The organism is Rhodobium gokarnense (genome assembly GCF_025961475.1).
Classification (GTDB): Bacteria; Pseudomonadota; Alphaproteobacteria; order Rhizobiales; family Rhodobiaceae; genus Rhodobium; species Rhodobium gokarnense.
Genome location: NZ_JAOQNS010000009.1, coordinates 131,521 through 151,514, shown reverse-complemented (window position 1 = coordinate 151,514; position 19,994 = coordinate 131,521). Strand labels below are relative to the sequence as shown.

The following is a 19,994-nucleotide window of genomic DNA, read 5'->3' as shown; positions in this document are numbered from 1 at the left end:
CCGTCCGGCGAAACGGGGGCAACTCCAGTCATCAACACGGGGTTTGCCCAGCTTGCCATGTGGCACTAGCAACCAGTCCGGATTTCCGGGACCACTCCATGGCGCCCAGATTGCACGCCGTGGTAACTTCGTGCAAAAGTACTGATCGGGGAATTTTGGTGTCGAAACCACGATGGGATAAAAGCAATTGAATCAAATGTCTTTTCTTTAGGAGACCGGGACGCATTTTGCGAAACTCGATTTATGGGAGGGCGGGGGCTTGGTAACGTCAAACTATAGAGAGCTCATCCAACGGATGGTTGCTTTCAAGCTCAAGCAGCTTCGAGATTCTACTGCCCCCAAAAAAATCACCTTGTTGCTGGGGTCAGCGTTGACGGGTTACGACAAAGGGGTGCCGGGGGTTGAGGCAATGACGCGCGTCGTACGCGATGCACTCGCCGAATTTGATTGCTCTTTTGATCTCCCCCAGGCTTCGCAAAGCGGACAAGCATCGGAAAACTACTGTAGCCTTTATGAGCTCGCTATCAGACGTCTTGGGCCTGTTGCCGCTGACAACCTGCTCGCCAAGGGCATCCTGGAATCGGGCGTTTATCGCGGCCCTAGATTCAAAAATGCGTTCTACATGGATGACGACGATAAACTCGACATGGAAAAGCGTGAGGCGGACTGGAACATCAGCGACTCTCTCTTATCGATTGCCCGCATGACACTCGACTACGGGACACTTTTCTCTAATCGGATCCTTACGCCGAATTTCGACCCACTTCTTGAGATTGCTTTCAGGCGCTGTGGTGCCACTCCAATTACCATTAATGGCGCTTTGGACACCCCTCTTCCAATAAATGGCGTTGAAGATGGCCCCCTTATTGTGCATCTGCACGGCTTTTGGAGGAGCACGGACCAGCTCCACACCCGCCATCAATTGCTGCGAACAAGACCAAAGGTAGGTGAGAGAATTCGGGAAATTATTCAAGCCACCGAAGTCGCAGTTTTTGGCTACGGCGGATGGGAAGATGTGTTCATGAAGACCTACATCGAGCAGGTGTTGCAACTAGACAAGCGGCCGCAACTGATATGGGCCACATTCAGTGACAAGCGTCCCGAAGCGTTGCCGAAGGAGTTGGAAGACGAATTCCAACTGAACACATATCCAGGGATCGACATCCACCGTTTCTTTCCATCTCTGGAAGCTACGCTTCGTCGAGATTATCCCCTCGATTCTTCCGAGGAGGAGCAAGACAGCTTTTTTGCCTCGTGCGGGAATGATGACGTGAGTTGCAAAGGGCTGAACTTTAACTTGGCGACTATCTGGGGGTTGGATCGGGGAAACTTGTTGGGGGTGCTCGAAGGAGGGAAACCGGAAACCATCGCGCGCATCTTGAACGCCACCGAGAGTGAACTGTCTCGGGCGGTTCAGGAAGGTGCGCTGAATCTTCCGTGCCTCGACGACCAATGGCAAGTGGAAACGCTCCCAACGCGGTGGTCCGGAGCTGCTCGCCCTCGCTTAGACGAGATCATCCACTTGACCAAGATCATAATACACTTTCCGCGTGACCTGATCGCGAGTCAAAAGAACTACGAACTGCAACGAATGTGCCGCGAGCTTGCAGAATGGATAGGTCTGCGGGAGCGACGCGAATCTAAGATTATCTTATCCTTTGAACTTGGAGCGTCGAGATTGGTGGAGATGCTGAAACGCCTCCCGCAATTGGCAGGCCGAGTTGATCACTTTCGCGCTGCACCCGAACAACCCGACCGCATTCAATGCCCGACGGTGTCGGAGACGACGGAGATGACAAACGGGGAGGGAGCGGAAGCTCTGTCTTCGGCACCCGGCCATAAGAACAGTTTCCTCGCCGCCGCTGTCGACCCGGTCCGCTTAGCAGAGTGGTTGACCCAGCATCAAACCTACTTTTGCAGCCCAATACCGCCGGAGTGGACCTCTCGACCCGGCGCAGAAGGACGTCCTGTCTGGTGCACGCTCGCGGTCGCTTATTGCCATATCCTGTTCCGTGACGGGGCTGATGGCCCAATTTCGCAGATGGCCAACGACTGGCTCCAGCAACAGCTAAGCGGCAGGGGGAGGGATGCAGGCGCAGAGTCTTCCCAGCACATCTGTTTTAGCGATCTCACCCAACTCTATGCACTCTGCTGTTCCAAAAATGCAATTAACTTCAAAGCACTCGTGGGCTCGGGCGAGCTAAATCCGACTGATATGACACAAAAATTCACGGCCGACCTGGTTGCTGTGGGACTGATCAACGATGGAAGCTTAGAAGTTCTGGACACCATCGGTATCGAGCAGGCCTATGTTTGGTGGCACCTAGCGAGGCTGAAGATTCAGCGGCACTGGTTGAAAAAACTCCTTAACCGTTCCACAGAGAATTTAGCGGCCCGTGCGGTCTTCGGGCTTATTGAGAGTGCGGAGTACCTGGAGCTGCGGAAAGACCACCTAACCTTTTCGCGCATTAAGGAAGCGCGTCGGAATAGAAAACTCTATTTTCCGGATACTTTCCAAAAAACTGCAAATAGAAACCCGGTAAAGTTTGCGGTGGATCGTGATGATTGTTGATTGGTTTTTCTGTTGCTGCGCGAACAAGACCGTTGAGCAAACCCTGGCATTCTTTTCTGCGGCGGACGGCTTGGACTCAAGCGGGTCGGACCTGGAGGTTGTCTTTCAGGCGTTACGAGCAACCAGCGACCTGGATATCGTCGACAAGGTCTATGTTCTTCCTCGAGTTGTCCGGCAGATCCAAAGACTTCCCCTACCTCCTTCCATATCAACCCAGCTTCGCGAATCCTACTTCGGTGAATTGTTGGACCTAGGATATGAGGATGCAGTTGGCGGCACGCCAATGTCGGACCTTGTCGACGCCGTCCTCAACCAAGTTACGGGTTCAAGGATTCTTAAGCTCGTGGCTGTCGCCGCGAGGAGCGAGGAGGTTGTTTCCTCGGTCAAATTGGAGACTAAAGAACGCGAGCCCTCGCCTTATGGATCCATCACGGCTTCCAAAGCTGCCACCTTTTTGCTGGCGGTCCTTTCACACGCAGCTACCGTTGAACCATCCAAGATCGCGAAAGCCCTTTCCAACGCGGACGATGGTGCTATGGATCCTATAAGGATCCTGCTAGAGACCGCCGGATCGTACCAACTTGGCCGCCATTGCTACTTACTTGCAACGCGAGCCCGGAATGAGATGCGATCGACCAAAGGCGGTGACGCCGAGGCAGGCGCTCTTCTTGATATTCTATGGTCGCAAGAATTCAGCACCGATGTCTTTGCACCCGATATTTTATTACTGAACTTTGAGCTGATGTTTCCGTTGGCTGGGGACTCTGGATTGGAAAGCAGGCAATTGGTCGCGAACAAGATACTGCGGGAGATGGTGTCATTTAAGGTCTTTCGCGAGCGCCAAAAAAAGATAGTGATATCGGATCAGATCCGAACTCTTCGGATCTTAGGCGTCAAGGCCGATAATGAATCTCTGCTTGGAACGTTGGCTGCGCTTTGGCTTTGGGGTTTGTGGACGCGCCTTGCTAGGATTGATCCAACCGCTGCTATGGCGAGCTTGGGGCCCTTCTGGCGGCCTCGGAAGAAGGCTTTCCCTGAAAGTGTTGAGGTTCAAATTCCCGACGCTAACGGGGGCAAAGCTTCTAGCGAGATCAAGAAAATTTTCGCCGGTCTCAACCGGGCGAATGACGGCCCTCAGCCACGCTACAATATCACCGGGGGTGAGAGACTTAAATTTGCAAGAACCGAGCAATGGCACCTTCTGTCGCCATGGATGCGGTTCGAGTCATCCGGCACTTACTACAAAAGATATCCTTTGCACAAGCCAGTAGGCGACAAACACAAACACTACCTTACTATACTTCGGACGCTGTTTGGTCTGGACGTAACCCTGAAGATACTTACTTCGGAAACGCTCGCGCCGTGTTCAAATGGTGAGCGCGATGTCTTTCTCGCTTTCTTAGTGCATGCGCGCGATGTGTTGCATACATTTGGCAAGCGCAGCAACTCCAAAAAATATTCAAAGCTTCCGCTGGATTATTATTCTGTCCAGATGGAATCTCTGTTTTGCGGGGCGGCCATACGTGCGGATAATATTGGCGCCGGTTGGTATCCGGCCATCCAACCCCGTAACTTTGTCGATCTCGCAGTGGCCTGGAAAGACAGCGATGATCATGAAGAGCAGACCTTTGCAAACTTGGTGCTCCCTGAAGTTCTTATCGAATGGCTATCCAACGCTTACCGCCAAGCATGGAACAACCATAGCGGACCCGGCCGGTGGATTGGCTTAGCCCGGACCGTTGGGGAACTCTTTGAAGAAGCAACGCGGAAGTTGCCTACTAGCGAGAATGGAAAGACCGCCCCGGATCGTCCCGTGACGATACGCCAAATCCATTGGCTACTTGCGAAATTCCTTGGGTACCCCGAAATTGTTGAAATAGAACGCCGCGAACAGCAGGTAGAAATTGTTAATACCTATATTAATGATAAGAAAAATTTTGCTAAAACGAGAAGGCGTGTTCTTTTCGCCTTAGATGCATCGGTGGGCGACTGGGAAAACGGTGGCTATGCCGAGAAATGGCTGGAACACGTTCGCGATACTGAGCAAAAGCAGTTCGAACTGTTTCTCCTTACTTTGCGTTTGGGAGCATATTGCCGGCAGAACGGCGAATCCTCACCGGAGCGCGGGCATGACTGGGCCCAGGAATTGGAGGCGGCACTACTAACTGCCAGAGAACGTTTGTTGTTCGATCGATTTCATTGCATAGCTCTTGTTGATCTCCTCGGAGAACCGGCGGTCATCGAGCGTCGGCCTCTTTGGAATGCTATTTGGGTTGTTCTACTTCAATTCGGTGGAACATACGAAATCAAAGCGTTTGCCGAGCGATTGGCAGGCGCGTGGTGTGAAAGATTGGCCGGGACGAGGCAACTGATTAACTTACCGTCCGTGATATGGCGTTATCTGGAAGGAGGGCAGACTGATCTCGATGACGTAGGAATTCGAAAACCTAATTTTATCTATGAAGAGGCGGGGGAACAGAAGCGGAGGCAAATCCTTAACGATCTAATGGTTCTCGCAGTTCGTATCGCTGGCTCAACAACTATTTCTGCGATCAAGGAACTTATAGATACACGCGAGCACTTGATCGGCCAACGAGTCAACGAAGTGAATTTTCACGTTCGCAGGCAAACCGAAAGGATTGCGTCCTCTAATCCCGACAAGTTGCCGACCTTGCGGATTCTTGGTGACGGTCGGGTGAGTGTGTTGAGCATACGCGCTGCCGTTTGGGATCCAAACCGGTTCGAGGTCACGTTCGACCAGGTCGGAGGAGTAGATCACCGAACCCTTGATCTGTTTTCAATGTCTCGCAATCAGCTCAAGGAGTTCGATAGTCAAGTATCGAGACGCATGCATGCGGGTAGCCAAAAACCTGCGTATGAAACTTTTCATTTTTTGGCGCCAATGGTTCTGGATGCTGCAGAGGATACCTATCTTGACAGGAGAGATGGCGCCAAACAACCGGCATTCAAGTTGACCGTCAATCCTGGACTGAGAACACCGGCAACGCTTAACTTGAGGATTCCTGAAAAATCGGTGCCGACAAAACCCGAGCTAGGCGACATCGTGGAGCTGGAGCTCGATCTGGTTCGTAGAGTGAATAAAGAAAAGAAGGAGGTGCAGTACTGGGCGCCGCAAAAAACTGGGCAAGTTAGGGTACATCGGTGGAATGAAGCTGGCCAGACGCTTGTATTCTTTGACGTTACAGAGAAAGGCAAATTGGATGGCACAGGAACGGATGTCACGGTCAAGCCGCGGGACAGCAAGCAGCAGCTCCGGGCGGGCGAGGAACCTGATAATTGGAATTTCGACCTTTCTCGCGCTTTCAGGATCAGGACCACAGCCTATTCGTTTTCGGCCCTCCGACAGGGTGAAACGGGAAGCAATAAAATTGTCATCCGCTTTGGCTCGTTTCTTGATCTAGTCATGAAGTTGTGCCGCGATGGCGCTGATTACGCCTTTCTTGCCTATTCGGGAGAGAAAGGAGAGGATTTTGAGGGCAGAGAATTTCTGACATTCTCAACCCGGCCCGGAGAACTTTTCAAGATATTCACTACGGAAATGTCATCTGAACTGAGCGGAAGAATTGAGGACGTACTCGCTTTTTACCATCAAAAGAGTATCGATTCTGAAGGTCTCCTGATCGCGGTCCGCCCGATCATCCGAAATGCTCGCGTCGAACTTGATCCGGTTGACGCAGGAAGGGATCTAACGCCTTTGGAGGCTTTCGAGGATCCAACCTACCCCATCGACGATCGAAATATCCGGTGGCGCTATGCATTCCATAATATTGATTGGGATGGCGTAAACGATGACGAGTACGATGGAAGGTTGATTCAATATGTGACCGCCCATCGGACGAGAGATGACCGAGGTTGGGAAGCCTTTCTTCCGGTTTCGGTGCCTGGATTTCCCGAGGTGGTCCCGGTACGTCTTTCCGACCAACATAGGATAGCGGCGGACGCCCAAGAGTGGGGCGTTGAGGTCACGGACTGGAATCCGAACCTTTCTAGGCACAATGTTATGCGTGATCCCTTGCCGGAGATCGCCGGCGAAGCGGTTTCCGTACTAGAGTTCAATCAGGCAAAAGCTGCAAGCATGTCCGACGCGCTAGATAAACATTATCACAGCGGTCGCGGCACGGTGTTCAGATTGTCCAAGCCGTTGTCCGTCGATTCTTCGGGGTATGTCCGTTCTCTGAGTGATCACAAAGTCCTGCTTAATATCGAAACGGACTCTCTGTTGCTTGATTGGGTCGAGGAAAATGAACCGAACCTTCATGGGAAGATCGGTCGCGATCGCCCGGTTGTGATTACTCATCGTCAAGATCGTCGAGGCAAGTGGGGCTCTCCGCGCTTTTCTATCGAGAGTATCGACGCATTACGTCGGCTGTGCAAAGGCACGGAGGAGGTCGAGGGCATTCTGACACGCCGCCCGTACCCCGGAAAAGGCAATTCGTCCGAAGACAGTCACACATCGGCGAGCGTTCCTCTCGCCTGCGAGATCTATTGGCAAACCGGCGAGGATTGGGTGGGTCTCGATATGCACATCGAGAATCTGGCAGAGACCAAGGATCTCTATATCGGTACGGTGATCCGTGTCACCGCCTTGACTGGCGACCCCATCATTTCGACACGCAACATCTTTCTTTACGGCAGGGCGCTGTGGTCTCTTACCGACGAAAAGCTGAAAGACTGCGAATTGATACCTCTTGGCCCGACACAGGTTCAAGGTGATTCGAGTAAAAGTAAAAAAGACACATTTATCTTGGGCTCCGGAAAACTCGCCCGGTTTGACGTCGACCAGGACACTCCGCGCGAGAGCTATCGGACTATTCTCAATCTGGATAGCCAAGAGGGCTGCCGTTTTTTCCTGCCCAACCTGGAGCGGGACAAGCGACAGTTCCCGCGCTGCTTTTTGAGACGAAACCGTCGGTCCATGTGGGGACGCGCGCACAAGAATTCCGCATCGGGTGATGTCGTCGTTGAAAATATTGTCGTCCGGTTGATGCCGTACAATACTGATTCCGGAGTTTTTTATGATGCGGAACGCACTTTCCACGTTAAGCGGAGACAAACCCTCAGCGGACGAACGCAACCGACCAAACAGGTACGTTCAAGGGCGAAGGGACGACATTGGGACGAATGGCTTGAAGAATATCTGAACGATCCAAGACCTCTTCGTGGTCAGGTAACGCATCACGGAATGCAGTTGTTCTTCAAAATCGAAGACGCTGAGAATATCTGCAATCCGATTGACTTACCTATCCCACCTCATCTTGGTCCGTACCAGGAGCATCATCAGTACCACCCCAGCGGCATGGCGGTCCTGGTTGAGGGCGAACTAGAGCCTGGCCGTCTCGCTGCGTCATTACGCAGCGTTGACCCAATCGACAGCATAGAAGAGTTGCGTCTCCAGTATTCTGGTTTCGAAGAAGATAGCCTGATTTCTTTGGATGATACCGGCGATGACATGTTCTATGTTGGAGCCGATAAGAAAATCGGTCAGGAGAGGCAAGTCGTTTATCACCGTTTCGAGGTAGGTTATGGTCAAACGATTGTGCTGCCGGAAGAAGACCTTCAGTATCAAGGGCAACCCTTCCAAGCTGGTGAACTTCGCCTGTTTTACGGCGATCGGATAAAGGCGATCCGCTTTGTATCTGAACCGCCCCCCCCGCAGTCATGGGAAAGTCAGCTGCAATCGGAAGAAAACCAATACGACAGGATGGTCCTATCCATCGAATCCGTCGAGTGGTCTGATGGGCGAACTCTTTACAGTCAAGCCAGCAAATATAAGATCGTGCATGTGTTGACGGTTGTAGGACATGCCGATGGCATCGAGGTCAAAACAGTCGAAGGTTTCATGTCACGGTCCATTGACACTGACGTCGATGATTTTTCTGCCTCGCGCATTACGTTCAACCCTGAAAGCCACGACAGGCTTTATGAACGGACACTTCGAAAGATCGAAGCCTCGGGAGAACCGACCGTTGAATTCAAAGTTCTTGGCATTTTGAATGTGCTGAAATACCTGGAAGAGGAAGGCCGCAACATCGAATTCAACCACGTTCGTCTGTCCTATGAACCCGAGGGATCAACACCCCCGTTAGAAGGATTCAATCGCGTCTTCATGAAAACGGGCCGTATCTATCCGCTCGCACACGGCAATGATCTAGGTCTCGCTCTGCTACGGATGGACGGTCTGGATTTCGAAGATATCGGCGATGAGTTCCGCGAACAAAGGTCGGTTTTGATGACCCGCCGGAAGTTTTCGGTGCGCGAGGACCTGTTGAAGAAGATCCATGATGGAAAAAAATATTTCGGTGATCGTCCGATTCTGGTCGCTCTGGAGCGGCCGGCGGCAAATGAAAAAATCTTTGCTTCCCTTTATGAAGACAACATGCCTCCCAGGGCTCCGTCGGTATTGCGCAAAATCCTGACGAGGGATCGCGAAGGGGTTTTCTGTTCTTACATGCGCGAGTTCCAAGAGGGTGGGAACACATATCACAGCGTGGAATTAAAGCCGGGTGTACGTGTCGATTTCAAACATTGGGAAGCGGACATTAGGGCGCAATCATTATCCAAGGGGGACATTCTCAAAATAACTCTGGCAGATGGGCCGTCAGGAGCTGCATCTAAACCGCATCTGATTGTCGAAAGAGCTGCATTCAGTGACGAATGGTATGTCGGACACGCCGAGCGCCCCGCAGTTATATTTCCTAAGCAAAGCCTGCTAGACGATAGAAAAATTCAGTCTCAAAGAGATCCGGTGCAGCTTCTTGGGAAGGGAAAAATCTTTACAGCCGGAGGTCTTCCCGACGTGGAACTTCAGCCCTTGCCTTCGCGCAATGGCGAAGGTGAAACCCGCGACCTCCTCGTGCTGATGATGCAGGCCCACCCTAAGATTGGGCTCATCAAAAAGTTTGAGGACCAGCACGGACGTGATTGTCTTGGAGTAAGGGAAACAAGGATCCATGAGGACATCGCGAGCTACCGTATTCACGTCGATGAAAAAACACTGCACTTGGAAGTCTCGAAGGTTGGAAACCTTAGTGACAATCCCGGTACCCGCCGTCCCCATTGGGCTGAATTCACCTATGCTCTTCAAGAAAGTGAGAAAATCGCATGGCGCATGTCCGCGGTGGAATGGGTGTTCCATGATCGTACAACAGCGCGCTGGGCTTGGTATGAAGATCACTGGCATATTCCCGGGATCGACGATGTACCACCCGGCTCATGTCACGACGGTCCCGTTTTTCTTGTTGAACGGAACGGGTCGCTCACTGCGCGCTATGACGTGAGGAAGCTGCGCCGTCACGGCTTCCCTGTTAGGAATCTTTTCGAGATCCTACGTCGGCTAAGGGGAAGGCGGGATGGCTGGAGAGCAGACCGGATCCCTGTAGCAGTCGTGAGCGTCAAGAACGATGCCATCTGGGTCGAAGTTGTTCCTGGTTATGTTGTTGAAATACCAATTAAAATCTGCTTTTGGGAATTCGGGAGCACCGAACTCTCTTGGGATGCTTTCGACATTCAATTAATAGGGATCGGTGACACACTTTCTGTCGCCTTGCTGGAGACGGAGACGCCGCTGGCAGTGGACCGTTTGTCCGTCCGTTGGGAGTATGGTGGACTGGGTCTATTTAATCACAGCGCGGGAATCGTGCCACTCCATGAGGAGCGGGACATTTCAGGAGGAACTGTCTTTGGTGCGGGAACCTACACTTTCACGCTACCGCGTGCGCGTGGAGAGAGGTTCCCCGATAACCTTTTCTTTGAAACGGACGGATATTACAGAGCGTTCTCGGCAACTGAACGGATTCAAGCTGGAACCGTTGCGCTCCTCTACTACGATGCGGATCTAAAAAAACCTGTCCTCCACGGTGTTCCAGGTATCTCCGTCGTTGCCGACCGTGCGTCTCTCGACGATTCGGTCGCGAGAAATGACCTTTTGACACAGAGAATTTTCCGACCATGGAAGGGGCGCGTCCAGTTCAGCAACGATGTGTCAAACTGGATTGAAGCTTGCGGTGGCGCCATTCCAGTTACCGTTGAGGATCTACTGGCTAGTTCCAATATTGTGTTTGTAAGCAGACGTTTGCAGGCCAAGGCTTGGGCGCCCAAGAGAAGGGGATACGCTCAGGCCAAGGTTGTTGGTATTAACGTCGACACTTTCGATGTTGTTCTCAGGTGCGGCCCTCAACTACTTCTGATCCACGTGACGGATATTGTCACTGGGCTGAACGATAGGGATAACGAACAGCTCCGCGAAGTTCTTTTTTCTCTTGATACTTGGAAAGAACCCATTTGGATCCACTGGAATGAGGAGGGACGCCCATCAAGTGGTGTCCGACCGGTCGCCGATCCCTCTTTCCACGTATGGCTCGCGGAGCCGGTGACTCTGCAAGGCTCGGAAACGCCTCTTGGTGTCATTTGTTTATGCGAGAAAACGAGGTCCATTCACTGGCTCGGCATCCAGGATCTTGCTTGGGCCTCACTTGACAAATTTGAACTCGAACGATTGATATCGGAAACTAACGGTCCGGTTACTGCGGTAATGAAATTCAATTCCAATCGGAGCCCCATTTCTGTGATTGATGAAAGGATGGCAGCGCGGATGTTCCGCAATCTGCGGATCGGTAGCACCGTACAGTGCCGTCCGCTGTTCCCGCGCAACCTGCTTGACGGTCATGTGCTGGTGGAGAGCGCCACGACGGATACCATCTTCTCTCTCTCCCTTCCCGACAAAGGCAATTGGGATGACATCACCGGCGGGAAGACCAACCGGTTGCTGACCGTTCAGGTTATCGACAAGGTCTCCGGAAAGCGTAATGAGATTACGGCCGCGCTACAACGACATGTTCCCTATTTGTTGAACGTGCCTGACTGGTTTTTTGGCAACGAAATCCGCGTTCGTGCTTGCGCTTCGCGAGACTTTCTGGTTCGGCTGCGTGATCATCCGGAAATTGAGCCTTCCCCTCTGGATCTGAACCGACATTACGAGGATTGGGATCGAATGTTGGTTACGCAATGGCTGGACCATGCTTATTTTCATCTGAAGGACGAAGCCTACTCCCTGGCGAATGGTTGCCGAGCAGCTTGCGCTTTAAATCGCCAATTGGACTATGACGCCTGGATTCCGCTTCTTCCAGCTCTCAAGGCAGTTGTCATATTGCATGAAGCCTGCCAACCAGAGAATGTCACCCGTATAAAAGACTGGCGAAGGGAGGACGCTGGGCCAGATGTTGAAGAAATGTGGGCTAAGTGCCTAGTCAATATTATCCAAAGAACACACCTGCGGGCTCTTAACAGTTTTCATATGGAAGTTCTCCTGCGATACCTCGTAATGTCGGCCGAGGATCGAAATATGGGGGGGCCATGGAACCGGTTCTGGTCATTCTTCGATGACTTGGAGCGCTCCGGGACTTCACAACTAGACTCGACCGCCTATAGTGGACTGCTACGCTTTCTGGAGGCTACGGCTATTGCGTATAGCGGCCATGATTCCTTTCCCGCTGTTAATGCACTATCAGCTTGTATCGGAAAGCCCCTCAACCTGATCCGGCTTCGCGAGGATGCTATTTTGCTTACAAAACTTACTCGGCTGACACGTAGTTTTCCTAAAATGGCGCGGGAGCAGAAAAACGTGCGGATAGACGATACTATCGCTTCTGAATTTGCATCGCTCATAGGTAGCCTGGAAGAGCATGCATACGAGATCCCGCTTTTGTCAGAAGTTCCAACGTAAAAGCTGTAATTGCGGACTTTACATCCCTCCGGCTTTTCAGGCCGTTTTGGGTTGGAATTTTCCACTTATAATCCCGATTGTCGGGAGAAGGAGAATTTCGTGAAGAGGTCGAAGTTCTCGGAAGCGCAGATCGCGTTCATCCTGCGCTAGGTTGGGGACCCATTCAAATCCAGGCGATGACGATGGAAACGATTGCCAGGGCGGCGAGATAGTTTCTGGCCAGGCGATCGTACCGGTTCGCGATGCGGCGCCAGTTCTCCGGCTTTCCGAACATGCGCTCGACGACATTGCGTCGGCGATAGGCGATGCGGTCGAACGGATAGGGTCGGTTTCGGATCGCTTTGGACGGGATGACGGCTTTAATGTTGCGGACTTTTAACCAGTTGCGGAACCTGTCAGCATCATAGGCCTTGTCGGCGATGAGCCGCTTCGGAGGCGCAATCCCTTCAAGCGATAGGATTACCATGCTGATGTCGGCAATGTTGCCCGGCGTCAGTGCGAAGGCGACCAGTCGGCCTTGATCATCGGCCAAAGGATTTTGCTCGTTCGTCCGCCACGTGAGGTGTCGATCGCTTGCGTCCACGCCTCCCCTTTTGAGCCTTGTGCAGACCGATGCACCTTGACGTGCCTGCTGTCGATCGAGAGTTCGGCGAGCATCGGCCCGGCGGCGGCCATCCTTTCGAATATGCGGTGCCAGATACCGCGCCTAGCCGCAACGATGATAGCGGTTGTAGACCGTCGTCGCCGGGCCGTAGTCGGCCGGCACATCGCGCCAGCGACATCCTGTCTTGAGGACATGATGAATACCGGAGATCACCCCGTCGGTTATTGAACTGGCCCCCATTTGACCGGACAGTCCGGCGTAAGCAAGAAGGCTTGGGGATATCCCCAAGGACAGGCTTATGTCGGACGACTATCAGCGCATTGAAGTGATCACCGGAAGGGGCCGCCGACGGCGGTGGACGACGGAGCAAAAACTTCGGATCATCGAGGAAAGCTTTGAGGCCAGAGCCAGCGTCTCGAAAGTGGCAAGGCGCAATGGCGTCGCCCCGAACCTATTGTTCCGCTGACGCCGCCTGATGACCTAGGGAGGAACGGTAGCCGTGGGCTCGGACGACGATGTGATTGCCGCATCCGAAGTGAGCCGTCTGGAAGAGCGGGTGCGCGAACTGGAACGGCTGCTCGGCAGGAAGACCATGGAAGTCGAGATCCTGCGCGAGGCTCTCGACAAGGCACGGGTAAAAAACAGAGCTTGCGGCTGTTGTCGCAGCAAAAGGACGGTTCCCGATGAGCCGCATCGCCGAGGTGCTCAAGGTGTCGCGATCCAATCTCTACGAACGGCAGCGCGGCGAGGCCAAATCGCGCGGGCCCTACGCCAAGGCCGACGACGAAACGCTGCTGCCGCTAATCCGGCGCCTCGTCGGTGAACGGCCGACCTACGGCTATCGCCGTATCACCGCGTTGGTGAACCGGGGACTAGCGGAAAACGGCCGGTCTGCTGCCAATTACAAGCGCAGCTATCGGATCATGAAGCGGCACGGGCTTCTGCTTCTGCTTCAGCGCCATACCGCCGACTGGCCCGGGCGCGTCCATGACGGCAAGGTCATGGTGATGGCCTCGAACCTGCGCTGGTGTTCCGATGCCCTGGAGTTCCCCTGTTGGAGCGGCGAGGTCGTTCGCCTGGCCTTCATCATCGACGCCTTCGACCGCGAGATCATCGCCTTCGTCGCCGTTACCGGCGCCGGCATCAGCGGCTCCGATGTGCGCGACATGATGCTGGAGGCTGTCGAGAAACGGCTTGGAATGACAAGGGCGCCACACGCAATCTAACACCTGTCGGACAACGGCAGTCCCTACACCGCCAGGGAAACGCGCGACTTCGCCGCGGCGCTGAACCTCATTCCTTGCTTCACGCCACTTCAGAGCCCGGAATCGAACGGCATGTCGGAAGCGTTCGTGAAGACCTTCAAGCGCGACTATGTTCGCGTCAAACCGCTGCCGGATGCTGAAACCGTGCTCCGGCGCATCCCCGGATGGATCGAGGACTACAACGAAGTCCATCCCGACTCAGCGCTCCGGATGTGTTCCCCCAGGGAGTTCATCCGAGCTCGGACCAAGTAGCCGGACCGTCCGGCGAAACGGGGGCAACTCCACTGAAGGAGACCCAACTCCACGAGTTCGGGGTGCGCGGGGATGCGCCGGTGGGCGTTGGCGGTCTTCAGGCGCTGGTCGTCGTGTTCGGCGGTGAGGATGAAGAAGGTGACACCAGCATCTCCCCCAACATCCTCGGTCCGGAGCTGGATGATCTCGCCCATGCGGGCGCCCGAGTAGAGGCTGATGAGCGGGACCCAATACCGGCCGCTGTCCGAAAGCACCTCGTCTCCCGGCCGGGACCAGTGGTAGGCCGACCGGCACCCGGTATAGAGCGGCGCGGCGAACATGGCCCGCAGTTGATTCATGGAGAAGGGGTCCCTGTCGTCCCGTGCGCGGCTTCTGATCTTGATCTTCAGCTTGTCGACGGGGTTGCTCTTCACCTCGTCATACTGCCCGGCTGCCCAGTTGAAGAATGAGCCGACGAAGGCAATGATCTTGTTGATGTTCTTGTCGGACATCGGCGCCAGGCCGAGGGCACCGGCCTTCTCTGCGGCCTTGGCGAAGGTGAGCTCTTTTAGGCCGACCTGCTTGTTCCAGTTCGGGGGCAGCTTCTGCAGGGCCAGCTTAAACCTTCTGCCATCCGCCTTGACGTACTGGTCGATGGGGCGGTCGCCGACGAGGTCGATCAAGTGCTGGGACCAGACCTCGTGCTCGCGGCGGGTCTTGTCGACCCATGCCGCCTTGCTCTTCTCAGCGATCCAGTCCTTCCGGACCTCAGACGCAAGGCTGCAGGAGGCCGATACGGATTCCCTGACGGGTAATGTCGGCAGCACCGGGGTGTCAACCACATCGCCCCTGTCGCGTGCCTCGATGACCTGCTGGGCCCTGACGATGGCCCTCTGGATGGCGCGGGTGGCCAGTTTCCAGCTCGGTGAAGACGGGGCCAGCCGAATGCCGAGCCCGTCCCAGCTCAGGACCTCGTCGGCCTCGTCGCGATAGAACGCGTCGCTCTTGCCCCTCGCCAACTCGTGCCGTGCACCGGCGGCCAGAAACGCGCTGCCCTCGATGCGCTCCTCGAAGGTCGGAACGGGAACGGCGGAGGCTGGCCCCCCTTCCTCGAAGAAGCCGTCGAGGCGAACCTCCTCGTCCTCATCGAGCAGGTGAGCGAAATACGCCTCCTCCAGTCGCTGGAGATGATCCTGCGTCAGCTCGGCAAGCGGCGGCTGAGACATCTGGGCGAGGTGGCGACGGTGGGCTGCGAACCGCTCATCGACCTCGACGGCGGCCTTGCGGACGAGGCGAAGGGCTTCCTGCGGGTCCCTGGTGCCAAGCGAGAAGATCTCCTCGGTCTTGGGGTAGGTCGCCCTGATGTCGACCGGGACCGAGGCACGGTGCCAGTAGACGTCTCCGCGCTTGGTCAGACGGGGGTGTTTGGGCATGTCCTTCATGGCTCCACTGTAACAGTTCGGTGGAACAGCTGGAAGTTCAAGCCATTGATTTTGAAGAGTTCCTTGATGTCATTGACGTTTCAAGGACGATGGCGGACATCGATTTAGAAACTTCGAACTCCGTCTTTGAGATCTTAGAAAACTGGAACGCTCATCTCCAGTCTGAAAATATCAAATTAAAACAAGAAGGTAGATCACCCGGCGGACCGACCCGCCGGGGGCCGACGCCGTGACGGCGGCGGGAAAGCCGGATGGACTGCGAGAGGATTTTCAGGAGAAAGCGGGGAAATGGACCAAACGGCGCAAGCCGGTCGCCAAACCGTTCTCCATCCGGCTGAGCGACGATGAGCGGAAGACGCTGTTGCGAGAAGCCGGCAAGGTGTCGCTCGCCTCCCATATCCGGCGGAAGCTCTTCGGTGAGACAGCATCGCCGCGACGGGGAAAGCGCCCCTCGCGGAAGCAGCAGCGTCCGAGCATGGACCGGGCCGCACTGGCACAGGTCCTGGCTGCCTTGGGCCGGTCGGAACTAGCTCGTAGTCTCTACGACATGGCGAAGGCCGCAAGGATGGGCGCGCTTCCGGTCACACCGGAATTGATCGACGAGCTTCGTCGCGCCTGTGCCGAAATCCGCGCCATGCGCGACGCTTTGATGCAAGCGCTCGGGATCACGCCGGACGATGGTCAATGATCCTCGTCGGCAATCAGCGCGGCGGCGGGAAGCAACTCGCTCTTCATCTCCTGAAGGAGGAGAACGACCATGTTCAGGTTCACGAAATTCGCGGTTTCGTCGCGCAGGATTTGCGCGGCGCGCTGAACGAAGCCTACGCGGTCAGTCGTGGCACGCGGTGCAAGCAGTATCTGTTTTCACTGTCCCTCAATCCGCCGTCCTCGGCGGTCGTCGAGACGGCGGACTTCGAAGCGGCAATCGCGCGGATCGAAAACGAATTAGGCCTCGACGGCCAGCCACGCGCGATTGTCTTTCATGAGAAAGAAGGGCGCCGTCATGCCCATGCGGTGTGGAGCCGCATCAAGACCGACGACATGAAGGCCGTGCAGCTCTCCTATACCAAGAAGACTCTCATGGGGATGGCGCGGGAGCTTTTTCTCGAACACGGCTGGACGATGCCACGTGGGCTTGTCCAAAGCGACGCGGGCGATCCGCGCAACTTTTCGCTCGCCGAATGGCAACAGGCGAAGCGGCAGGGAAAAGACCCTCGTGCCATCAAAGCGGCCCTGCAGGATGCCTGGGCGATATCTGACGCGAAGACGTCCTTCATCCATGCGCTGGAGGAGCGCGGCTATCGATTGGCCAAAGGCGACCGCAGAAGCTTCGTTGCCCTCGACATGCATGGTGAGGTCTGCGCGCTCCCAAAATGGATTGGCGTCAGGACGAAGGCTGTCCGCCAGCGGCTGAGTGATGAAGACGACCTGCCGGATGTGGCGGCCACAAAGGCAAAGATCGCCGAGGAAATGCAGGAGGCTATGCAGCGGCATAAGGGCCAGTTGCTAAGCGATCTTCAGCCGTACAACAGCCAATTGCACAAACAGCGCCGCGCGATGGTTCACCGCCACCGCGCCACACGACAAAAGCTGATCGAGACCATCGAACACCGCAAATGGCAGGAAGCCCGCATCCGCCAATCTCGCTTTCGTTCCGGCTTGAAGGGTCTGTGGGATTGGGCTCGCGGCGAGACAAAGCGCATTCAGCATCGCAACGAGCGGGAGGCGGCTGCCTGCGCGCTACGGGACCGGGAAGAACTTGACGCTTCGATCTTCGCACAGCTCGCCGAACGGCGGCGGCTTGTCGATATGCGGGCCGAACTTGCCCGCGAATTCGCATCGAGGCGGCGGGAAATCCGCGACGATATCCGCGCTTACGGTCAATTGCGTGACCATCCGGCATTTGCAGATCGGCGCCGACCAACAAGATGACAAGCGCCGTAGGCATTCGTCTGCGACATGCTGTTTACGACCAGCTGTCGCGACAGGCGCATTCAGCGTCGAGCCAACTTCAATACTGACCATGGATTTTTGCCATCGTAGTTCGAAGGGCAGGCATCTACTGATCGCCGACAACTTGCCAAAACTATAGTCGTGCGACCGGGCTTTTCAGAGGCCACGAGCATGGCAAATGAATACAATCTTCATCGGCGTTAAAACGGCAAGAGATTCTCAACTACTATTTGTCAACAAAATTTCTCAACAATTTTCCAACACGGTTAATTTCTAGCATTTGTCACCGAAACACGAAACTCTTTGCCCAAGTTTCCAGGGACAACGCCCATCCGAGGCCCTTAATATTATTTGCACCAAAGGCAATCCCGCCTTCGGCATTTAGCAAAAAGGAGGATGGGACATTGAAACCCCGCCCAAACACCAACAAGCCTAAGAGGGACGAGAGGGGCATCGATCCGCATAAGTGGTTGATCACCGCCGCGCACGTTGTGATCGCGGTTGCGGCGGTGATCGCACTTATCCGATAGGCCAAGCGGATAGCGCCGCTAGACCACCAGAAAATCGCTCCGGCGGAGAAATCTGCCGGAGCACTTTTGTAGGTTATCTGCGACGTACTGTCAATTAGTTAACAGAATAACGAAATTCGTTAACCACGCAGATGACAGCCACTCAATTTTTTACCTATATTTCCCGAAATTACAATTTTTTCGCGCATTAAATGAGTTATCCGATGAATCGCCCATCTACCACACTGTCACCCCACCATCGCAAAAAGCTGGTTTTCATGAAGGGATCACTCGGCCTACAACAAACTGATTTGGCAGCGGACATTGGCGTTTCTAAAGCAGCAATAAGCAAGTTTCTCGCTTCTGGCTCACGGCATCAGGGCTTGTCCGCCGACAACGAAGCCAAAGTCATGGTGGCTTTCAATGCTCAGATTGCCCGCATCGAAGCCCATAAAGCTGGGGCAGCTGATGCGCTGGCCGATCTTGACGAGGCGCGGCAAGTGCGAACTGCCCGTGCGGCAAACGACATTAAGCCGAGCGAGATCATATCCTTCAAACAAATTTTGGCCGGCATTGCTTTAGGGGAGGGGACAAATGACGCTGAAACGCCCACCAAGGTGATTGTCGAACCGCGGGGATCACTGGCAGTTTTTGCGATCAACTATCTGGAGCGTGACGCCGACGACAGGATCCAATCAATCTTGGAAAACGGGACGGCACCGGCAAGTATCGTCGTCGCGCCGATTAATGGCGGAACATCCTCTTTCCTCAACCGGGTCTACGATTACGCTCGCAACATGGAAAACTGCTGTGTTGTGATGGTCAATTTGGATGTTGCCTTTGCTGCCGGTGAGAAATTAACCCAGGTGGAGATTTTCGGCGCGGTTTATCGGGCGATCGGAATGCCGTTGGACCTTCTGCAGGGCGATGCCCACGACATGAAGGAGGCGTTTCGACGATGGGCGGAGATGGCTTGGACGAGATTTGCGCGCGTTGTGGTAGTCATCGACGGGCTCGACCAGCTGTTCAAACTGGCCGGATCAATCACCGACCCGTTGGCGCTCGTGAATTGGTTATCGGAGTTGCGCTACTCCGCCGCCCGCGGCGCGCCGCCATTCAAGCGGCTCGTCTTGGTTACAGCATTCTCCGGCAAAAGTTGGTCGGCTGCCCACGCATCTCCCTACGCGACACAGGCCAGCGAACTGCGCTTAGAGAAATTGACCGAGACAGATGTTGTCGAACTGTTTCGATTGCTGGACGTTTCAACGGATAAGTACGATCCGAAGCACGTGTACGAACTCTTTCATGGGCATCCCTATCTAACCCATCTCTATGCCTGGGATATTCGAAGCGGCAAGGATTTCGAAGAGGCGACAGAACGGGCGCTTGAGATTGAGAGCGACTACGAATCCCACTGGGAACGAATGAAGCTGGAAATTAGCTTCCTCATCGGCAGAAACTATGTATTGAAGGACCTTTTTAAAGCGGTTCTCCTTCAGACCGACAATTTGAACGATAAATCCTCAAACCAGAAGCAGATGGAGGATATCTGGAGGAAATACGGTCGCAGCCTCCGCGAATTCGGGCTCATCGACGGTAATTTGCGTGAGCCGACCGTCTGCCGGTTCTATTTGCATGCGATCAGAGTTGAAACCAAACTAGTTTAGGAAAGTAAC

9 protein-coding genes and 1 pseudogene are annotated in these 19,994 nt (G+C 54.6%); 7 read left to right on the top strand and 3 right to left on the bottom strand.

Going from position 1 to position 19,994, the window contains the following annotated elements; genetic code table 11:
* Window positions 1-295 precede the first annotated feature (295 nt).
* Together M2319_RS16040 and M2319_RS16035 are read left to right on the top strand one after the other, a co-directional pair.
* Window positions 296-2,572 carry an SIR2 family protein gene (locus tag M2319_RS16040; RefSeq protein ID WP_264602469.1) on the top strand — a complete coding sequence of 759 codons (2,277 nt, stop codon included), beginning with the start codon at window positions 296-298 and terminating at the stop codon, window positions 2,570-2,572.
* Window positions 2,562-12,314: a hypothetical protein gene (locus M2319_RS16035; RefSeq protein ID WP_264602468.1), complete on the top strand. Its 9,753-nt coding sequence runs from the start codon at window positions 2,562-2,564 to the stop codon at window positions 12,312-12,314. Before M2319_RS16040 ends, M2319_RS16035 begins: the two co-directional genes overlap by 11 nt.
* 163 nt (window positions 12,315-12,477) lie before the next feature.
* On the opposite strand, the gene M2319_RS16030 is transcribed toward M2319_RS16035, so the two are convergent.
* Window positions 12,478-12,999, bottom strand: coding sequence for an IS5 family transposase (locus M2319_RS16030; protein ID WP_264602534.1), 522 nt, complete (start codon window positions 12,997-12,999; stop codon window positions 12,478-12,480).
* 21 nt (window positions 13,000-13,020) lie between these two features.
* Entirely contained in the window at window positions 13,021-13,158 is a 138-nt protein-coding gene (locus tag M2319_RS16025) for a transposase (RefSeq protein WP_264602467.1), read from the bottom strand.
* A 58-nt stretch (window positions 13,159-13,216) separates the two neighbouring features.
* Between M2319_RS16025 and M2319_RS16020 the strand changes: the two are divergent.
* Window positions 13,217-14,435, top strand: a pseudogene (locus tag M2319_RS16020) (IS3 family transposase).
* Here the strand turns inward: M2319_RS16020 and M2319_RS16015 are convergent.
* A complete protein-coding gene (locus tag M2319_RS16015) occupies window positions 14,360-15,856 on the bottom strand; it encodes a DUF6538 domain-containing protein (RefSeq protein ID WP_264602466.1) in 1,497 nt (498 codons plus the stop codon). The pseudogene M2319_RS16020 and the gene M2319_RS16015 sit on opposite strands and share 76 nt — an antisense overlap.
* A gap of 20 nt (window positions 15,857-15,876) precedes the next feature.
* Here M2319_RS16015 and M2319_RS16010 point away from each other — a divergent pair, with 20 nt between their 5' ends.
* The 4 genes from M2319_RS16010 to M2319_RS15995 all read left to right on the top strand — a co-directional run bounded on the left by M2319_RS16010 (window position 15,877) and on the right by M2319_RS15995 (window position 19,985).
* Window positions 15,877-16,089 carry a hypothetical protein gene (locus M2319_RS16010; protein ID WP_264602465.1) on the top strand — a complete coding sequence of 71 codons (213 nt, stop codon included), beginning with the start codon at window positions 15,877-15,879 and terminating at the stop codon, window positions 16,087-16,089.
* On the top strand, window positions 16,086-16,544 hold the full coding sequence (locus M2319_RS16005; RefSeq protein ID WP_264602464.1) for a hypothetical protein: 459 nt from the start codon (window positions 16,086-16,088) through the stop codon (window positions 16,542-16,544). Before M2319_RS16010 ends, M2319_RS16005 begins: the two co-directional genes overlap by 4 nt.
* Window positions 16,541-17,788, top strand: coding sequence for a relaxase/mobilization nuclease domain-containing protein (locus M2319_RS16000; RefSeq protein ID WP_264602463.1), 1,248 nt, complete (start codon window positions 16,541-16,543; stop codon window positions 17,786-17,788). The genes M2319_RS16005 and M2319_RS16000 overlap by 4 nt, the downstream gene beginning before the upstream one ends.
* 808 nt (window positions 17,789-18,596) lie before the next feature.
* Entirely contained in the window at window positions 18,597-19,985 is a 1,389-nt protein-coding gene (locus tag M2319_RS15995; RefSeq protein ID WP_264602462.1) for an AAA-like domain-containing protein, read from the top strand.
* The last annotated feature ends 9 nt before the right edge of the window (window positions 19,986-19,994 follow it).